Raw genomic sequence first — 17,639 nt, 5'->3', positions numbered from 1 at the left:
CTACCGCCACCCCACCCCGACCAGGGAGGATCCCCCTCATGGACCTGAGCCTCAGCGACGAGCAACAGAGCTTCCGAGACCTCGCCCGCGAGTTCCTCGACAAGGAAGCCGTCCCGCACCGCATCGAGTGGGACCGCCGCGAGGCCGTCGACCTCGACATCGTGCCCAAGATGGCCGAGATCGGCTTCTTCGGCCTGACCATCCCCGAGGAGTACGGCGGCCTCGGCGGCGACTACGTGACGTACGCGATCGGGATGGAGGAGCTCGGCCGCGCCGACTCCGCCCTGCGCGGCATCGTCTCGGTCTCCTCCGGCCTGGTCGGCAAGTCGATCCTCTTCCATGGCACCGAGGAGCAGAAGCAGGAGTGGCTGCCGCAGCTGGCGACCGCCTCGAAGCTCGGCTGCTTCGGCCTCACCGAGCCCGACACCGGCTCCGACGCCGGCAACCTGACCTCGCGGGCGAAGCGGGACGGCGACGACTGGGTCATCAACGGCCAGAAGCTCTACATCACCAACGGCACCTGGGCCGACGTCGCGCTGGTCTTCGCGCGCACCGGCGGCGAGGGGCCGAGGGGCGTCACCGCCTTCCTCGTCCCGACCGACGCCCCCGGCTTCGAGGCCCGCGAGATCAAGGGCAAGCTCGGGCTGCGGGGCCAGGCCACCGCCGAGCTGTTCCTCTCCGACGTGCGCGTGCCGCACTCGGCGATGCTCGGCGAGGAGGGTCAGGGCTTCAAGATCGCGATGAGCACCCTCGACAAGGGCCGCCTCGCGGTCGCCTCCGGCTGCGTCGGGATCGTCCAGGGCTGCCTGGAGTCCGCGGTCGACTACGCCACCACCCGCACCCAGTTCGGCCGCAAGATCGCCGGCTTCCAGATGGTGCAGGACATGATCGCCGACATCTCGCTCGACGCCGACGCCGCGCGTCTGCTGGTGTGGCGCTGCGCGGACCTCATCGACCGGGGCGAGTCGTTCGGCGTGGCCGCCTCCAAGGCCAAGCTGTACGCCTCCGAGGCCGCCGTCCGCGCCGCCAACCTGGCCATCCAGGTGCACGGCGGCGCCGGGTACGTCGACGAGTACCCCCCGTCGAAGTACCTGCGCGACGCCCGTGTGATGACGCTGTACGAAGGCACCAGCCAGATCCAGAAGCTGCTGATCGGGCGGGCCGAGACGGGGATCAGCGCGTTCGTCTGAGCAGGGCCGGCACCGTCAGCACCAGGAGCCCTAGGAGCCCCGGGAATCCCCGCTCAGGCGGGGGTTCCCGGGGTTCGCGCGCCTTGCAAGGGACGACAACCCGGGGAACCCCCGCTCGAGCGGGGATCCTGGGGCGGATGAGGCGGGCGGGGCTGAGGGGCGCCGACCCCGCCAGCCCGCTACTCCCCCGCGCCCCGGGCGATCATCGCCAGCGTCAGCAGCAGCTTGTCGCGGGGGTCGGCGAGGGTACGGCCGGTGAGGTCCTCGATCTGGCGCAGCCGGTAGATCACGGTGTTGCGGTGGCAGTAGAGCTCCTCGGCGGCGTGCGTGGGTGAGCCGTCGTGGCGCAGCAGCGCGGCCAGGGTGTCGAGCAGGGTGCGGCCCTGCGGGTCGGGCTGGGCCAGCAACGGGCCGAGGGCCTCGGCGAGCAGCAGCGGCACCATCTGCGGGCTGCCGGCCAGCAGCACCTCGGGCAGCGCGCCGCTGACCGGGACCACCCCGCGGGCCTGGCGCGGCAGCGTCTCGGCGGCCCGGGTCGCGAGCTGGAAGGCGGTGGCGAACCCAGCGACGCCCCCGGCGCACCGACCCAGCCCCACCCGGCCCGCACCGGCGGCGGCGAAGATCTCGACCAGCTCCTCCTCGGCCGGCAGCGGCCCGGCGAGCAGACCGAGGTAGACCCCGCCGCGCAGGTGCCAGAAGGCGTGCACGCCGGCCCGGTCGAGGCGGTCCTCGGCGGGCGCGAGCGCGTCGGCCGGCGAGTCCTCGGAGAGCACCACGACACAGGCGACGGGGTCCTCCGGACCGACGCCGAGGGCCTGGTGGGCGTCCCGGGCGAAGTCGGGGTCGGCCCCCCGGCCCTCCAGCAGCCCGTCGATCACGGCCTGCTGGCGCTGGAGGTCCTGCCGCTGCAGACGGCCCGACTCACGGTGGTAGGCCTCGATCAGGACGCCGTTCTGCACGTCCAGGTTGGCCCACACCGCCTTGCCGGCCCGGATCAGCATCTCGGCGTCGATGACGTCCACCAGGTCGGTGCGCGAGCGCTCGACCAGCGCCTCCCACAGCTTGCGGGCACCGGTGATGTAGGCGTTGATGACGAGCTCCAGCGGTACGCCCTGCCGTGCCCGCCGTCGACCGGTCTCGCGCCAGGTCTCCCGGGCCGAGTCCAGCTGCGAGCGGTCCCCGCTGAGCACGTCCAGGCCGCGGCGGATGTGCATCCGGGTGCTCTGCCGCACGTCCACGCGCAGCTCGGGACCGAACCTCTCGTAGATGTCGGTGTCGCGCTCGAACAACGTCAGCGTGATGTCGTCGGCGATCGCGTCGGACTGGTCGGCCAGCAGGGACCAGGCGTTCTCGACGCGTACCCGCGGCTCAGGCGGTGGGACGGGCTGGTCGGTGCGCACGAAGGCACGTTCGCACTCCGCGCACAACGATGACCAGAGCAGGGCGCACATTCGCCCCGTCAGACAGGCAACATTGTGCGTTCCGCCTAGTGCGTTCCTTGGACGGAGTCACCAGAGTGGTGCCGGTCACACGGCCCCGCCAGGAGCCCCACCACCCTGCCCACCCCCCGACCGAGCGGAGGACGCGGATGCCGGCATCCGACCAGGTCGCCCACGCCACGCCCGACCCGACGTCCGCCACGCCCTCGGCGACCGCCACGCCCGCCCTCGAGCTGCGCGACGTCACCGTCCGCTTCGGCGGCGTCACCGCCCTCAGCGCCGCCGGGCTGCGGGTCGCCGAGCACACCGTGCACGGCGTGATCGGGCCCAACGGTGCTGGCAAGACCACGCTGTTCAACGTCGCCTGCGGCTTCCTCCGCCCCGACGAGGGCCAGGTCGTGCGCCGGGGCGAGACCCTGGCGCGGCTCCGGCCGCACCGCCTGGCCTCGTACGGCATGTCCCGCACCCTGCAGGGACTCGGCCTCTTCGACCGGCTCAGCGTGCTCGACAACGTCATGGTCGGCGCGGACCGCCACGGCCGGTCGGGGTTCCTCGGCACGATGCTCGCCCTGCCCGGCGCCACCCGCGACGAGGACCGGCTGCGCGAGCGGGCGATGGAGGCGCTGGAGCGTCTCCGCATCGCCGAGCACGCACGCCGGTACCCGCCGAGCCTGCCGTACGCCCTGCGCAAGCGCGTCGCCCTCGCCCGCGCCCTGGTCGCCGAGCCCACCCTGCTGCTGCTCGACGAGCCGGCCAGCGGCCTGTCGAGCGAGGAGATGGACGAGCTCGCCGCGCTGATCGGCGGCCTGTCCGGTGAGATGGCCGTGATGCTGGTCGAGCACCACATGGACCTCGTGATGAAGGTCTGCGACCGGATCACCGTCCTCGACTTCGGCAAGGTCATCGCCGACGGCAGCCCGGCCGAGGTCCAGCAGGACCCCGCGGTGGTCGCGGCCTACCTCGGCGACGACGTCGCCGACCTCGACGCCGACACCGGCCCCGCCACCGACCCCGCCACCCCGACGGAGGCCTGACGTGCTGGAGCTGCACGAGCTGTCCACCAGCTACGGGCCCGTGAAGGCCCTGCGCGAGGTGTCCTTCACCGCCCGCGAGGGCGCGATCACCGCCGTCCTCGGCGCCAACGGCGCCGGCAAGACCACCCTGCTGCGGACGATCTCCGGCCTGCTGCGCCCGACCTCGGGCACGGCCACCTTCGACGGCACCGACCTCGTCGGCACCGCCCCGGAGAAGATGCCCCGCCTCGGGCTCTCGCACGTGCCCGAGGGACGCGGCGTGATCACCGAGCTCACGGTCGAGGAGAACCTCCGCCTGGGCGGCCTCGGTCGCGGCGGCAAGGTCCGCGGCGACGACCTGCAGCGCATCTTCGACCTGTTCCCCGTGCTCGGGGAGCGCCGTACGGCGGTCGCCCACGTCCTGTCCGGCGGCGAGCGCCAGATGCTGGTGGTCGGCCGGGCCCTGATGGCCCGCCCCCGGATGCTGCTGCTCGACGAGCCGTCGCTGGGACTCGCCCCCCGGGTCGTGGCCCAGATCTTCGCCCTGCTGCGCGACCTCGTCGCCCGCGAGGGGCTCGCGGTGCTGCTCGTCGAGCAGAACGCCCGCAGCGCGCTGTCGATCGCCGACCACGGCGTGGTGCTCAACCTGGGCGCCGTCGTGGCCGACCAGGACGCCGCGAGCCTCGCGGCCGACGACACGCTCCGACACGCCTACCTCGGCTTCTAAGGGAGGACTGACCGATGCAGCTGCTCAACACCCTCCTCAGCGGCCTCACGCTCGGCGCGGTCTACGCCGCGTTCGCGCTGGCGCTCGTGCTGATCTGGCGCTCGACCCGGATCGTGAACTTCGCCCAGGCCCCGATGGCCATGGTGACCACCCTGCTCGCGCTCGAGCTGATCGACGCCGGCTACTCCTACTGGGTGGCCGGGGCGGTGGCCCTGTTCGCCGGGCTCGTCCTCGGCGCGGCGGTCGAGTTCCTGCTGATCCGGCGGGTCGACCAGAGCTCCGAGATCAACCCGGTGATCCTCACCCTCGGCCTGTTCGTGGCCCTGCACGCCGCCGCCGCGATCATCTTCTCCAGCCAGTTCCGCTCCTTCCCGGCCCCCTTCAGCATCCGGGGGCTCGAGGTCGGCGGCACCACCTTCGGCATCGGCCCCGCCGACCTGTTCGCGATCGGCGCGGTCGTGGTCACCATGGGCCTGCTGGTCCTGCTCTTCCGCTTCACCGACGTCGGCCTGAAGATGCGGGCCTCGGCCTTCAACCAGGAGGTCGCCAAGCTGCTCGGCGTCCGGGTCGGCTCGATGCTGACCCTCGGCTGGGCGCTGGCCGCCGTGGTGGGCTCGCTCTCCGGCCTGCTGATCGCCGGGGGCGGCCTGGTCCACCCCGGCTACATGGACCCCGTCGTGGTCTACGGGTTCGTCGCGGCCGTCCTCGGCGGCCTCGACAGCCCCGTCGGCGCCGTCGTCGGCGGCCTGGTCCTCGGCCTCTCGCTGTCGCTGGTCAGCGGGTACGTCGGCTCCCAGCTGGTGCCGCTGGCAGCGCTGGTGATCCTGATGCTGCTCCTGACCCTCAAACCGGCCGGCCTGTTCTCGCAGGCCCAGGCCCGACGGGTCTGAGGAGGACACCGTGCAGATGCTCTCCCGCGCCTGGCGCCACACCCTGGTCCGCCACGCCACCCTGGCCGTCCTCGGGCTGCTGGTCGCCGTGGTCGTGCTGATGTCGGTCGACGACTTCCGCAACCGCCAGCTCACCGAGCTGGCCTACATGGCCCTCGCCGCCGGCGGCCTGACGCTGCTGACCGGCATCAACGGGCAGATCTCCCTGGGCCACGGCGCGTTCATGGCGATCGGCGCCTACACCACCGCGCTGCTGCTGCAGGACCCCGAGACGGCGCTGCCGCTGCCGCTGGTCCTGCTGGCCTCGCTGCTCGTCGCGCTCGTCGTCGGCGTCCTGGTCGGCGTGGCCGCGGCCCGCCTCCACGGGCCGTACCTCGCCGGTGCCACGTTGACGCTGGCCATCGCCGTGCCCGGCATCGCCCGCTACTTCTCCACCACCCTCGGCGGCGAGCAGGGCCTGCGCGTGACCAGCCCCGAGCCGCCGGCGTGGTTCCTGGACGCGCTGTTCTTCCTCACCGGCACCGAGCCCTCGAACAGCCAGTACTACGCGATCCTCGGCTGGACCCTGCTCGTGGTGGTGTTCTTCCTGCTGGCCAACCTGATCCGGGGCCGGGTCGGACGGCGCTGGGCCGCCGTGCGCGACGACGAGGTCGCCGCGGAGCTGGCCGGGATCAACCTCGCCCGTGCCCGTGTCTCGGCCTTCACCGTCAGCGCGGCCGTCGCCGGGCTCGCCGGCGCCCTGATGGCCATCCAGATCCGCCTCGCCGCACCGACGGCCTTCGAGCTGACGCTGTCCCTGACCCTGCTCACCGCGATCGTCCTCGGCGGGCTGGGCACGCTGTCCGGCGCCATCATCGGCTCGGTCGTGCTCGTCTACACCGCCCGGATCGCCACCGACGTGGGGACCGCGCAGGGCCTGGACAGCATCGCCGCCGCCGAGCTGGCGCCGCTGGTCTACGGCACCGTGATGATCCTGGTCATCCTGCTGGCCCCCGCAGGCCTGGTCGGGTCCCTCCTGCGGTGGCGCGCCGCCCGTGCCGCCCGCGGCGCGGACCGTCGTACGACTCCCCCCGCCGCCCGTCCCACCGACCCGCACCACCCCGACGGCCCCGCCGACCAGCAGCGCCGGCCCGTCGCCACCACGAAGGGAGATCAGCCATGACCCACCTCGACCCACGGCGACGGCGGGGGGCCCGGGCGGTACGCCTGGGCAGCCTCACCGCGGCCGCCACCGCCCTGACCCTCGGCCTGGCCGCGTGCGGCGCCGGCGCCGACCGCGAGTCCTCGACCGAGGAGAGCGGCGGCGCCACGGAGACCGGCGTCACCGAGGACTCCATCAAGATCGGCGCGCACTTCCCGCTCACGGGGGTCGCCGCGCCGGGCTACAGCGAGATCCCCACCGGCGCGAAGGCCTACTTCGACTACGTCAACGAGAACGGCGGCGTCTACGACCGCCAGATCGAGTACCTCGTCGAGGACGACGGCTACAACCCCTCCAACACCAGCCGCGTCACCGACCAGCTGGTGCTCGAGGACGAGATCTTCGCGATGGTCGGCGGCCTCGGCACGCCCACCCACTCCGCGGTGATCGACTTCCTGAACCAGGAGCAGGTCCCGGACATGTTCGTCTCCTCCGGCGCCCTGGCCTGGGGCGAGGACCCGGAGACCAACCCGTACACGTTCTCGTGGCAGCCCGACTACGAGATCGAGGGCAAGATCATCGGCCAGTACATCGCCGAGAACATGCCCGACGCCAAGGTCGGCCTCTTCCTGCAGGACGACGACTTCGGTGACGACGGCGAGGCCGGGGTCCGCCAGTACATCGACGACCAGATCGTGGAGTCCGTCCGCTACACCTCCGGCAACACCGACGTCGGCCCGCAGATCGCCGCGCTGCAGGCCTCGGGCGCGGACCTGGTGCTCGGCTTCAACGTGCCCTCCTACACCGCCCTGAGCCAGCTCACCGCCCAGCAGCTGGGCTACGAGCCCGACTGGTACTACTCCAACGTCGGCTCCGACCCGGCGCTGGTGGGATCGCTGCTCGAGCAGTTCTCGGAGGGTGCGGTCGACGGCGGCGGCGCGCTCGACGGCGTCATGACCTCCGAGTACATCCCCGGGACCGACCAGCCCGACGACCCCTGGGTGCAGCTGTGGCAGGAGGTCTGGGACGCCAGCGGCGAGGAGGGCGAGCTGACCAACTACCGCATCTACGGCATGAGCCAGGCCTACGCCTTCACGCAGGCCCTGATGGCCACCGGCCCGGACCTCACGCGGGACGGCCTCGTGGAGACGGTCGAGGAGATCGGCGCCGACCTCGGTGGTCCCCCGCTGGCCCCGTTCCGCTTCAGCGCGGACAGCCACATGGGCATCTCCGGCGTCCGGATCGTCGAGCTCCAGGGCAACGACACCGAGGAGCTGACGCCGGTGCTGGTCACCGACATCGGGGACGCCCCGATCGAGGAGGAGTCCTCGGGCTCCGCCGACGACGCCCCGCCGGAGAGCGGGATCCCCGAGGAGGGCTGACCCCCTCGCTCGCATGCCCGCACCACCCCGCGACGGCCGGGGACCCCACCAGGTCCCCGGCCGTCGCCGTCCCCGCCTCCTCCGGGGGCGCCGGACCTTGACCTTCCCCCCGCCGACCGATGAGGTGTGCCGATGCTGAGAAAGATCGCGACCCCCGCCAGCCGAGCCGTGGAGCGCTGGCTCCCCGGCGCGTTCGTCTTCGCGGTGGTGCTCACCGTCGTGGTGGCCGCGCTCGCGCTGCTGCTGACCGACACCGGGCCGCGCGAGCTGACCCTGGCGTGGGGCGACGGCCTGATCGGCCTGCTGGCCTTCATGACCCAGGTCGCGCTGGTCCTGCTGCTCGGCTACACCCTGGCCAACCTCCCGCCGGTACGCCGGCTGCTCGCCCGCGTCGCCGGCGTGCCGCGCACGCCCCGGACGGCGTACGCGTTCGTCACCGTGGTGGCCGGGCTCGCCTCTCTGCTCAGCTTCGGGCTCGGCCTGATCGTCGGTGGTGTCGTCGCGGTCGAGGTGGCCCGCCGGTTCCGCGACCGTGGCACCCCGCTGCACTACCCGCTGCTCGTCGCCTCCGCCTACGCCGGCTTCGTGATCTGGCACATGGGCTACTCCGGCTCGGGGCCGCTGAACGCGGCGACCGAGTCCGGCGTCTACGCCACCACGCTGGGCATGGACGTGGTGCCGGTCTCCGAGACCACCTTCGCGCCGTGGAACCTGGCCGCGATCGTGGTCACCCTGGTCGTCCTCGCCGTCGCGATGCCGCTGATGGCTCCGGGCCCGGGCGAGGAGGTCCGCGAGGCCCCCGAGGCCGCGCTCGCGGTCGCCGACGACCAGGAGGACGCCTCGGCGCAGGAGAAGGACTCACCCGCGGACCGGATGGAGACCTCCCGCCTCGTCACGCTGACGATGGGCGTGCTGCTGGGGCTCTACCTGGTGTTCTACTTCGAGGCGAACGGCTTCGCACTGACCCTGGACATCGTCAACTGGACCTTCCTGTGCCTGGTCCTGCTGCTGGTCGGCAACGCCCGTCAGCTCGCCGCGACGGTCGCCCGCGGCGGGCGCACGGTCGTGGAGGTCCTGCTGCAGTACCCGCTCTACGCCGGGATCGCGGCCATGATGGGCGCCAGCGGCCTGGCCGAGATGATCAGCGACGCCATCGTCGGCGCCGCCACGCCGGGCACGCTGGGCCTGTTCGCGTTCCTGGCCGCGGGCCTGCTGAACGTGTTCGTGCCGTCCGGCGGGGGGCAGTTCGCGCTCCAGGCGCCGATCTTCGCGGGCGCCGCCGAGCAGCTCGGCGTCGCGCAGCCGGTCGTCATCATGGCCATCGCCTACGGCGACCAGTGGACCAACATGATCCAGCCGTTCTGGGCCGTGCCGCTGCTGGCCGTCGCCGGGCTGCGGGTGCGCGACATCCTGGGCTACACCTCGGTGGTGCTCGTGCTGACCGGCATCGTGTTCGGCGGCACGCTGCTGATCGTCGGGGCGGGCTGACCCGGTGAGCACCACGACCCCCGTGCCCCAGGCCTCGCTGGAGCGGCTGCTGCCCGCCGTGCTCGGCGACGCGGTCGCGGCGCTGGACTCCGCCGACCTCGGGGCCCCGGTCGCCGGCTGCCCCGGCTGGCGGGTCGTCGACCTGGCCGGCCACCTCGGCGACGTCCACCGGTGGGCCGCGGCCGCTCTCAGGGCGGCCGATCCCGCCGCCGGCCCGCCGGACCCGGCGCCCGACCCGGCACCCACCGACGCCCGCGAGCGCCAGGCCCTGCTGGCCTGGAGCGCGCGCCAGGCCGACGACCTCCAGGACGCGCTGGACGAGGCCGGACCGGACGCTCCGGCCTGGGGGTTCGGTCCCCCGCCGCGCACGTCGGCCTTCTGGTGGCGGCGGATGGTGCACGAGACGACGCTCCACACCTGGGACGTGCGCGCCGCCCAGCGCTCGGGCCCGCCCTGGACGGTGTCCGACGACCCCGTCCTGGCGCTGGACGGGATCGACGAGGTGACCTCGGTGTTCCTCCCCCGCCAGGTCCGCAGCCAGCGGTGCGCGCCGCTCCCGGCAGCGATCCGCCTCAGCCCGACCGACGAGCCGGACGGCCCGGGGTGGCTGCTGCGCGGCGACGGCACCCTCGACCCGCGCGACGCGGCGGCACCGGCCGACGTCGTGCTGCACGGTCCGGCCGACGCGCTGCTGCTCGTACTGTGGCACCGGCTCGGCCTCGACGACGAGCGGCTGCACGTCGAGGGCGACCCCGCCGTGGCCGCCGACCTGCTCGACCGGCCCCTGGTGCCCTAGGCCCGCCGGACCTCGAGCACGCGGAACCCCTTGGCGCTGGCCGTCCTGGTGGTGGGCCAGCCCTGCTCGCCGAGCCAGCGCTGCAGCGAGTCGGCGCCCAGGTTCTTGCCGACCACCAGCACCGCGCGACCGCCCGGCGCGAGCCGCGGCAGCCAGGTCAGCAGCAGCGCGTGCAGCGCCTCCTTGCCGATCCGGATCGGCGGGTTGGACCAGATCTCGTCGTACGTCCCGTCCTCGTCACCGGCACCGGCGCCGGCCAGCGCCTCGTCCGGCGTCAGGGCCGTGACCCGGTCGTCGACGCCCAGGGCGGTCGCGTTCTCCCGGGTCAGGGCCAGGGCGCGCTCGTTGACGTCGACCGCCGTCACCCGGGCCCCGGGCACGGCGACGGCCAGCGCGACGGCGAGCACGCCGTACCCGCAGCCGAGGTCGAGCAGCCGGCGCACGCCGACGGGCGGTTCGGTCTCGCGCAGGAGCACCGCGGTGCCGACGTCGACGCGGCCGCGGGCGAAGACGCCGGACCCCGAGGTCAGCGCCAGGTCGTGGCCCCAGACCGAGGCCTGGACCGGCTCCCGGGTGAAGGGCACCGAGGGGTCGGCGGTGAAGTAGTGGTCCTCGCTCACGGCTCCACCCTCTCCCCCGTCGCCTCGTGCTCCTGACGGGTGGCCCGGGTGACCGCCGTCCGGCTCGCCAGGTCGGCGTCGGCGGGGTAGGCGACCTCCTCCAGCGTCAGCCCGCGGGCCCGGGCGACGGTGAGCGCGGGGTCGCGGCGTCGGGTGGCCAGCTGGCCGGTCGCCCACGACGCCACCTGGCGGCCCTCCCCCACCGCGATCAGGCAGCCGACGAGCGAGCGGACCATGGAGTGGCAGAACGCGTCCGCGCGCACCTGCACCTCCAGCAGGCCCTCGGCGTCACGCGCCACGTCCAGGTCCAGCAGCGTGCGGATGGTCGTCGCGCCGACACGTCGCTTGCAGAACGAGGCGAAGTCGTGCCGGCCGACCAGGGTCTGCGCGGTCTGGTGCATGAGGGCGTCGTCGAGCTCGCGCGGCCAGGCCAGGACCCAGCCGCGTCGCAGCGGGTCGGAGGTCGTGGTCCGGTCGGAGACGCGGTAGGTGTAGCGGCGCCAGAGGGCGGCGTAGCGGGCGTCGAAGCCGGGGGCTGCCTCGGCCACCGTGCGTACCCGCACGTCGGGGGGCAGCAGCCCGTTCAACCGGCGCACGAGCCGCGCGGGGCCGTCGGCGGCCGAGCGGGCCATCCGGGCGTCGTCGACGTCGACGTGGCAGACCTGGCCGCGCGCGTGGACGCCGGCGTCGGTGCGCCCCGCGACCACGACCTCGACCCGCTCCGCGGGGTCGTCGGGCGGGATCCGCAGCGCCGTCGCGATCGCGGCCGTCAGCTCGGCCTGGACCGTGCGCAGGCCCGGCTGGACGGCCCACCCGTGGAAGTCGCCGCCGTCGTAGGCGAGGTCGATCCGGAGGCGCACGGGCCCCACCTTAGGAGGCAGCGGTCGTACAGTCGTGGGGTGGCCGCCACCCCGTCCCTCGTCCTGGTCTCGGGCGAGCACCTCGACCAGCTGCGCGCCGGCCTGGCCCGCTACGAGCAGGACTACGAGGTGCTGACGGCCACCTCGTGCGCCGAGGCGCTCGACGTGGCCGAGCGGGTACGCGCGTCCGGCGGCCAGGTGGCGCTGTTCGTGAGCGACTCCCGGCTGCCGGACAGCGCGGTGCTCACCGCCTTCCACGCCTGGCGCACCGTCGTGCCGACCGCACGGCGGATGATCGCGGCGCACGTCGACTGGTTCCTCGAGGACGCGCCGCGCCTGCGCGCCGGGATGGCGACCGGCAAGTACGACGCGTACCTGCTGATGCCGCAGGGCCCGCGGGACGAGGAGTTCCACCACGCCGTCAGCGAGCTGCTCTCGGACTGGGGCTCGACCGTGGCGGCGCCGGAGGTGGAGTCCGTCCGGATCGTGACGCCGCACGTCGACGGCCTGACCCTGCAGATCCGGGACTTCCTGGACCGGATGGGCCTGCCGCACCGCGTCCACGCCCCCGACGGCGACGTCGCCCGCGCGGCCCGCGAGGCCCTGCCGCACGACGCGCCGTACCCCTGGGTCGTGCCGATGAGCGGTGTCCCCCTGGCACCCCGCTCGGTGCGCGACGTCGCGCTGGCGGTCTACGGCCGGGCCACCGCCGAGGACCTCGAGCAGGTCGTCGACCTCGCGGTCGTGGGTGCCGGCCCCGCCGGGCTCGCCGCCGCGGTCTACGCCGCCTCCGAGGGGTTGTCGACGGTGGTGCTGGAGGCCGAGGCCGTCGGCGGCCAGGCCGGCACCTCCTCGATGATCCGCAACTACCTCGGCTTCCCGCGCGGGGTCTCGGGCATGCGGCTGGCCCAGCGCGCCCGCAACCAGGCGTTGCGCTTCGGCACCCGCTTCCTCACCGGGTGGCAGGTCGACCGGGTGCGGGTCGGGCAGGGCGACGAGCCGCACGTGCTCTGCACCGACCAGGGCGAGGTCCGCGCCCGCTCGGTGCTGGTCGCCACCGGGGTGGCCTACCGCAAGCTGCGCGTCGAGCCGCTGGAGGCGCTGGTCGGCGCGGGGGTGAACTACGGCGCGGCGATGACCGCCGCACGGGAGATGACCGACCAGGACGTCTTCGTGGTCGGCGGCGGCAACTCCGCGGGCCAGGCCGCCGTGCACCTCGCGCGCTTCGCGCGGTCGGTCACCGTGCTCGTGCGGCGCGACGGGCTGGCCTCGACGATGTCGTCCTACCTGGTGGACGAGATCGGCTACAACCCGCGGATCGCCGTGCGGCCGCACACCCGCGTCGTGGACGGTGGCGGGGAGGCGCGGCTCCAGCAGCTGGTCCTGGAGGACGTCCGCGACGGCACCCGCGAGACCGTCGCCGCCGGCGGGCTGTTCCTGCTGCTGGGCGCCGAGCCGCACTGCGAGTGGCTGCCGCCGGAGGTCGGGCGGGACGAGCGCGGGTTCGTGCTGACCGGGCGCGAGGTCCCGCGCGAGGGCTGGGTCGACGGGCTGCCCCCGCCGGAGCTGGCCACCACCGTGCCCGGCATCTTCGCCGCCGGGGACATCCGCGCGGGGTCCATGAAGCGGGTGGCCGCGGCGACCGGCGAGGGCGCCTCGGTGGTGCCGCTGGTCCACGCCTGGCTGGCGGACCCGGCGCCCGGAGGTCGAGGTGCGAGCGCCAGCGAGCGTCTCGGGACCCCGGACCGCACCTAGCGCGCCCCGGAGGTCGAGGAGCGAGCGCCAGCGAGCGTCTCGAGACCCCGGACCTCCCCTAGCCCGCCACCTCGTGCCGCCACGGCGGGTCGGCGCCCGGCCGGGAGACGGTGACGGCCGCCAGCCGGGCCGCGTGGGCCAGCACCTCCGCACGGTCGCGGCCCGGGTCGTCCCAGAGCGCGTCCAGGATCCCCGCGGAGAACGTGTCGCCGGCGCCGATGGTGTCGGCCACCCCGAGGAGCACCGCCCCGACCTCGGTGGCACCGGCCCGGTCGTACCACGCCGCGCCCGCCGCGCCGCGGGTCACGGCCACGCCGCCGGCGCCGAGGCCGAGCAGGTGCTGCGCGGCGCCGGCCTCGTCGAGGCCGGGCCAGAGCGCCTCGAGGTCCTCGTCGCTGGCCTTGACCACGTCGGCCAGGGCGGCGACGCGCTCGACCCGTTCGAGGACCTCGGGACCGGTCCCGGTGATGGACGGGCGCACGTTGACGTCGTAGGTCACCAGCGCGTCGCCGCCGAACCGCTCCAGGGCGGCGAGGACGTCGCGGCAGCCGGGGTCCAGCACCGCCCCGATCGAGCAGACGTGCACCGCGCGCGGGGTCAGGTCGGGCAGCGGCCCCAGGCGCCACTCGAGGTCGAAGACGTAGGAGGCGGAACCGTCGGGGGCCAGCGTCGCCTCGGCGGTGGAGGTGCGGGCGAGGACGCGGTGGTCCCCGGCCGGCTCGACCCCGGAGGCCGCCAGGTGGTCGGCGATCAGGCCCCCGAGGCGGTCCCGGGCGTACGACGTGGCGAACCGCACCGGGCGGCCCAGCCGGGCCAGGGCGACCGCGACGTTCGCGGCGCTGCCGCCGGGCATCTCGCGGCGACCTCCGTCGGGGTCGAGCACGACGTCGACGAGGGCCTCGCCGAGGACGAGGACGGGCTGGTCGCTGACGGGCTGCGCGGGTGCCATGGGGAGGGTCTACCACCACCGGCCGTGCCGCGGGGGTGGCACCGCGGGGAGCGTGCCAGGGTGGTCGTCGTGGACCCGTTGAGCATCGACCCGACCTCGCCGGAGCCACCCTTCGCCCAGCTCCGGGCCATGATCGCGGGCCGGGCGGCCTCCGGGGAGCTGGAGCCCGGCGAGAAGCTGCCCACGGTGCGCGCGCTGGCGGCCCAGGTCGGGCTGGCCGTGAACACCGTGGCGCGGGTCTACCGCGAGCTCGAGGCCGACGGCGTGGTCGTCACCGAGGGGCGGCGCGGCACCTTCGTGGCCTCGACGTCCGCCTCCGCCGGCGCGGGCCTGGGCGGCGACGTGCAGGAGGAGGCCGCGCGGTACGCCGCCGCCGCGCGCCGTGCCGGGCTCAGCCGGTCCGAGGCCGGCCGGCTGCTCGACGACGCCTGGTGAGGCCGGCGCGCCTCGGGGCGTCGCGGTGCCTGTGGAGGGAGCCCGCGGGGTGTCGGCCCGATGCCGCATGCTGGCGCCCGCGGGGACGACGGCACCACCGACGAGGTCAGGAGCACCGATGAGCGCGACCGGCGCGGCGCACGCCGCGATGCTGGCGAAGGTCCGCAAGCTGCTGGCCAAGGCCGAGGACCCGGCGGCCACCGAGGCCGAGGCCGAGACCTACACCGCGAAGGCCGCGGCGCTGGTCGCGTCGTACGGCATCGACGCGGCGCTGCTGGCCGTCGCCGACCCCGGCACCGACCCGGTCGAGGACCGCCGCATCCCGCTGGACGCGCCGTACGCCGCCGACAAGGCCGACCTGCTCGGCACCGTGGCGATGCGGCTGCGCTGCCAGGTCGTCCGGCTCCGCAGCCGCGACGCCGACGGCTCCGGCTCCGGCTGGACCCTCCACGTCTTCGGGCACCGAAGCGACCTCGAGCGGGCCGAGGTGCTCTTCACCAGCCTGCTCCTGCAGGCCTCCACCAGGATGCTGTCCACCCCGGTGCCGGCGTGGGACCACCCGGCCGCGTTCCGTCGGAGCTGGCTGGCCGGCTTCACCGCCGCGGTGTCCCGCCGCCTCCGCGAGGCCGAGGAGGCGGCGCAGGCCGAGGCCGAGTCCGAGGGGCGCGCCGGCACCGCGGGCCGCTCGACGGCCCTGGTGCTGGCCGACCGGACCCTCGAGGTGCTGGACGCCGCCGGCCAGGCCTACCCGAACGCCCGCACCGCCCGCTCCCGCCAGCTCTCGGGCAGCGGCGCCGGCCAGGGCTTCGCCGCGGGTCAGCGCGCCGACCTCGGCGGCACCCGCCTGGGCGGCGCCCGCCGCACCCTCCCGCCCAGGTAGCCCCTGCCCGGGCGGAAGTGCGCCAGGGAGCCCCGGCGGTCGAGGAGCGAGCGCAGCGAGCGTCACGAGACCCGCGCCACCACCCCGACGGTGGCCGAGGAGCGAGCGCAGCGAGCGTCACGAGACCCGCGCCACCACCCCGGTGGTCGAGGAGCGAGCGCAGCGAGCGTCACGAGACCCGCGCCACCACCCCGGTGGTCGAGGAGCGAGCGCAGCGAGCGTCACGAGACCAAGCCCGGTGGTCGAGGAGCGAGCGCAGCGAGCGTCACGAGACCAAGCCCGGTGGTCGAGGAGCGAGCGCAGCGAGCGTCACGAGACCAGGCGTCGGTGGTCGAGGAGCGAGCGCAGCGAGCGTCACGAGACCAGGCGTCGGTGGTCGAGGAGCGAGCGCAGCGAGCGTCACGAGACCAGGCGTCGGTGGTCGAGGAGCGAGCGCCAGCGAGCGTCACGAGACCCCTCCACAAGGGACATAGGTCCACTGACAATCGAACGCATGTTCGACTACACTAGATCCATGACCACCACCGCCCACACCAACGACGACTGCACTGGGCCCGACCCGATGCTCGACGTCGACGTGCAGGTGGAGGCCGTCATGTCCCCGGACCCCTCGTTCCTCGACTGGGTCCACGAGCTCGACAACCGCCGCGAAGCCACCAGGGCCGACGCACTCGCAGTCGTGAAGAACGCACGTGCAGTCCGCGCAGCGGCCGAGGTCGCGGTCCTGCAGTCGATCGTGGAGTGGTGCGTGATCAACGAAGCACTGCGCGACGACGAGGCGATGTGGATCGCCGGTTACGGCGACCACGGCCTGTCCCTCGGCGGTGCCGGGTGCCCCCTGGTCCGCGAGTCCGCGGTCATCGAGATCTCCGCCGTCCTGGGCGTCTCGACCAGGTCCGGTGCCGACCAGATCGCGATCACCCTCGAGCTCCGCTACCGCCTCCCCAGACTCTACGAACGCGTCGTGTCCGGTGCCTGCCCGGTCTGGCGGGCCCGACTCGTCGCAGAGAAGACCATGGCCCTGTGCGAGGACGGTGCCGCGGAGGTCGACCGGCTCGTCGCTCCGTTCGCGCACTCCATCTCCTACGCCCAGCTGTCCCGCCTGACCGACGAAGCACTCCTGCGGTGGGACCCCGCCGCGGCAGAGGAGAAGCGGAAGGCTGCCGCCGACGGCAGGTACTGCCGCATCGGACTCGCCGACCACGCCGACGGCACCGTCCAGCTCGACGCCGGCCTCGACCTCGCCGACGCCCTCGCTCTCGAAGCAGCGGTCCGCGACCGGGCGAAGGCCTACGCCCAGGACGGGTCCACGGAGTCCCTCGACGTCCGCCGCTCGATGGCCCTCGGCTCCCTGGCCCTCGGCGAGCAGACCCTGCCCACCGACAACACCGACACCGACACGACACCCACGGCGCCGGCGGGGCCGGTGGGGCCGGCCCTGGTGTTGTTCGCTCACATCCCCGGCGGGGTGTTCAACCCGCTCTTCCAGGCGGGCGCCGGCGGCGTCAACGACGCCCTGGTGTCGCGGTTGGACAACCGGCACCCCGCCAAGGGCCCGATCACCACCGCGCAGGTCCGCGAGTGGGCGCGGACCGCGGCGAGCATCACGATCCGGCCGGTCCTCGACCTGGCCGAGACGATCCACTGCGACTCCTACGAGTGCTCCGACCGCCTCAAGGAACAGACCCAGCTGCGCGACACCACCTGCGTGTTCCCGTGGTGCACCAACCCCGCGGTCTTCACCGACATGGAACACGTCATCCCCTACCCCGAGGGCCCCACGGAGACCGGGAACGTCGCCCCCGCCTGCCGCACCCACCACCGCGCCAAGACCCACATGGGCTGGGACTACGACGTCCTCGGCCCCGGGCTGTACCTGTGGACCAGTCCCCAAGGCGAGCGGTACCTCCGCTCCCACGCCGGGACCCACCCCATCGACCAGCTCCCGCCCGGGCCACCACCCGAACCCCTGCCCGAAGAACCGGACTCGACCCCGTACCTGGACCCGTCACCCCCGGCCGCAGACAACCCAGACGACCCCGACCAACCCGACGAATCACCACCCCGCAACACC

Annotated in this window: 16 protein-coding genes; 12 read left to right on the top strand and 4 right to left on the bottom strand. The window is 74.1% G+C overall.

What is annotated here, in order from left to right; translation table 11 throughout:
* Positions 1–38 precede the first annotated feature (38 nt).
* The gene (locus GV155_RS04040; RefSeq protein WP_160005467.1) at positions 39–1,190 is read left to right on the top strand and encodes an acyl-CoA dehydrogenase family protein; all 1,152 of its coding nucleotides are present in this window, start codon (positions 39–41) and stop codon (positions 1,188–1,190) included.
* Positions 1,191–1,369: 179 nt separating this feature from the next.
* Here the strand turns inward: GV155_RS04040 and GV155_RS04035 are convergent, their stop codons facing one another.
* Positions 1,370–2,590 (bottom strand): PucR family transcriptional regulator, encoded by a 1,221-nt coding sequence (locus GV155_RS04035; protein ID WP_160005465.1) that lies wholly within the window; start codon positions 2,588–2,590, stop codon positions 1,370–1,372.
* Positions 2,591–2,778: 188 nt separating this feature from the next.
* Between GV155_RS04035 and GV155_RS04030 the strand changes: the two genes are divergently transcribed.
* From GV155_RS04030 to GV155_RS04000, 7 genes are all read left to right on the top strand, one after another.
* Positions 2,779–3,663, top strand: coding sequence for an ABC transporter ATP-binding protein (locus tag GV155_RS04030; RefSeq protein ID WP_160005463.1), 885 nt, complete (start codon positions 2,779–2,781; stop codon positions 3,661–3,663).
* 1 nt (position 3,664) lies between these two features.
* On the top strand, positions 3,665–4,369 hold the full coding sequence (locus GV155_RS04025; protein ID WP_160005461.1) for an ABC transporter ATP-binding protein: 705 nt from the start codon (positions 3,665–3,667) through the stop codon (positions 4,367–4,369).
* Positions 4,370–4,383: 14 nt separating this feature from the next.
* Positions 4,384–5,259 carry a branched-chain amino acid ABC transporter permease gene (locus tag GV155_RS04020; RefSeq protein ID WP_160005459.1) on the top strand — a complete coding sequence of 292 codons (876 nt, stop codon included), beginning with the start codon at positions 4,384–4,386 and terminating at the stop codon, positions 5,257–5,259.
* Positions 5,260–5,275: 16 nt separating this feature from the next.
* The gene (locus tag GV155_RS04015; protein WP_160010803.1) at positions 5,276–6,421 is read left to right on the top strand and encodes a branched-chain amino acid ABC transporter permease; all 1,146 of its coding nucleotides are present in this window, start codon (positions 5,276–5,278) and stop codon (positions 6,419–6,421) included.
* Positions 6,418–7,782: an ABC transporter substrate-binding protein gene (locus tag GV155_RS04010; RefSeq protein WP_160005457.1), complete on the top strand. Its 1,365-nt coding sequence runs from the start codon at positions 6,418–6,420 to the stop codon at positions 7,780–7,782. The genes GV155_RS04015 and GV155_RS04010 overlap by 4 nt, the downstream gene beginning before the upstream one ends.
* A 132-nt stretch (positions 7,783–7,914) precedes the next feature.
* Positions 7,915–9,270: a short-chain fatty acid transporter gene (locus GV155_RS04005; RefSeq protein WP_160005455.1), complete on the top strand. Its 1,356-nt coding sequence runs from the start codon at positions 7,915–7,917 to the stop codon at positions 9,268–9,270.
* Between the two features lie 4 nt (positions 9,271–9,274).
* A complete protein-coding gene (locus GV155_RS04000; protein ID WP_160005453.1) occupies positions 9,275–10,066 on the top strand; it encodes a maleylpyruvate isomerase family mycothiol-dependent enzyme in 792 nt (263 codons plus the stop codon).
* Here the strand turns inward: GV155_RS04000 and GV155_RS03995 are convergent.
* Together GV155_RS03995 and truA are read right to left on the bottom strand one after the other, a co-directional pair.
* A complete protein-coding gene (locus GV155_RS03995; protein WP_160005451.1) occupies positions 10,063–10,686 on the bottom strand; it encodes a class I SAM-dependent methyltransferase in 624 nt (207 codons plus the stop codon). The two genes, GV155_RS04000 and GV155_RS03995, sit on opposite strands and share 4 nt — an antisense overlap.
* Positions 10,683–11,546 carry a tRNA pseudouridine(38-40) synthase TruA gene (gene truA, locus GV155_RS03990; protein WP_160005449.1) on the bottom strand — a complete coding sequence of 288 codons (864 nt, stop codon included), beginning with the start codon at positions 11,544–11,546 and terminating at the stop codon, positions 10,683–10,685. The genes GV155_RS03995 and truA overlap by 4 nt, the downstream gene beginning before the upstream one ends.
* A gap of 39 nt (positions 11,547–11,585) precedes the next feature.
* Here truA and GV155_RS03985 point away from each other — a divergent pair, with 39 nt between their 5' ends.
* Positions 11,586–13,301: an FAD-dependent oxidoreductase gene (locus GV155_RS03985; RefSeq protein WP_160005447.1), complete on the top strand. Its 1,716-nt coding sequence runs from the start codon at positions 11,586–11,588 to the stop codon at positions 13,299–13,301.
* A 58-nt stretch (positions 13,302–13,359) separates the two neighbouring features.
* Here the strand turns inward: GV155_RS03985 and GV155_RS03980 are convergent, their stop codons facing one another.
* Complete coding sequence (locus GV155_RS03980) at positions 13,360–14,250, bottom strand: carbohydrate kinase family protein (RefSeq protein ID WP_160005445.1); 891 nt, start codon at positions 14,248–14,250, stop codon at positions 13,360–13,362.
* 69 nt (positions 14,251–14,319) lie between these two features.
* On the opposite strand from GV155_RS03980, the gene GV155_RS03975 reads away from it, so the two are divergent.
* From GV155_RS03975 to GV155_RS03965, 3 genes are all read left to right on the top strand, one after another.
* On the top strand, positions 14,320–14,685 hold the full coding sequence (locus GV155_RS03975) for a GntR family transcriptional regulator (protein ID WP_236553946.1): 366 nt from the start codon (positions 14,320–14,322) through the stop codon (positions 14,683–14,685).
* A gap of 118 nt (positions 14,686–14,803) precedes the next feature.
* On the top strand, positions 14,804–15,565 hold the full coding sequence (locus tag GV155_RS03970) for a DUF2786 domain-containing protein (protein WP_160005443.1): 762 nt from the start codon (positions 14,804–14,806) through the stop codon (positions 15,563–15,565).
* A gap of 514 nt (positions 15,566–16,079) precedes the next feature.
* A partial coding sequence (locus tag GV155_RS03965) for an HNH endonuclease signature motif containing protein (RefSeq protein ID WP_160005441.1) occupies positions 16,080–17,639 on the top strand: 1,560 nt, incomplete at its 3' end.

This window comes from Nocardioides sp. AX2bis (assembly GCF_902506435.1).
Lineage (GTDB): Bacteria > Actinomycetota > Actinomycetes > Propionibacteriales > Nocardioidaceae > Nocardioides.
Note: the sequence above shows the minus strand (reverse complement) of the source record. Positions and strands in the feature narration are given on the sequence as shown.

Excerpts from the sequence above, each read along its gene's own strand:
- GV155_RS04020 (WP_160005459.1), top strand. The coding sequence starts at position 4,384 with ATGCAGCTGCTCAACACCCTCCTCAGCGGCCTCACGCTCGGCGCGGTC.
- GV155_RS04040 (WP_160005467.1), top strand. The coding sequence starts at position 39 with ATGGACCTGAGCCTCAGCGACGAGCAACAGAGCTTCCGAGACCTCGCC.
- GV155_RS04005 (WP_160005455.1), top strand. The coding sequence starts at position 7,915 with ATGCTGAGAAAGATCGCGACCCCCGCCAGCCGAGCCGTGGAGCGCTGG.
- GV155_RS04015 (WP_160010803.1), top strand. The coding sequence starts at position 5,276 with ATGCTCTCCCGCGCCTGGCGCCACACCCTGGTCCGCCACGCCACCCTG.
- GV155_RS03980 (WP_160005445.1), bottom strand. The coding sequence starts at position 14,250 with ATGGCACCCGCGCAGCCCGTCAGCGACCAGCCCGTCCTCGTCCTCGGC.
- GV155_RS04030 (WP_160005463.1), top strand. The coding sequence starts at position 2,779 with ATGCCGGCATCCGACCAGGTCGCCCACGCCACGCCCGACCCGACGTCC.
- GV155_RS04010 (WP_160005457.1), top strand. The coding sequence starts at position 6,418 with ATGACCCACCTCGACCCACGGCGACGGCGGGGGGCCCGGGCGGTACGC.
- GV155_RS03970 (WP_160005443.1), top strand. The coding sequence starts at position 14,804 with ATGAGCGCGACCGGCGCGGCGCACGCCGCGATGCTGGCGAAGGTCCGC.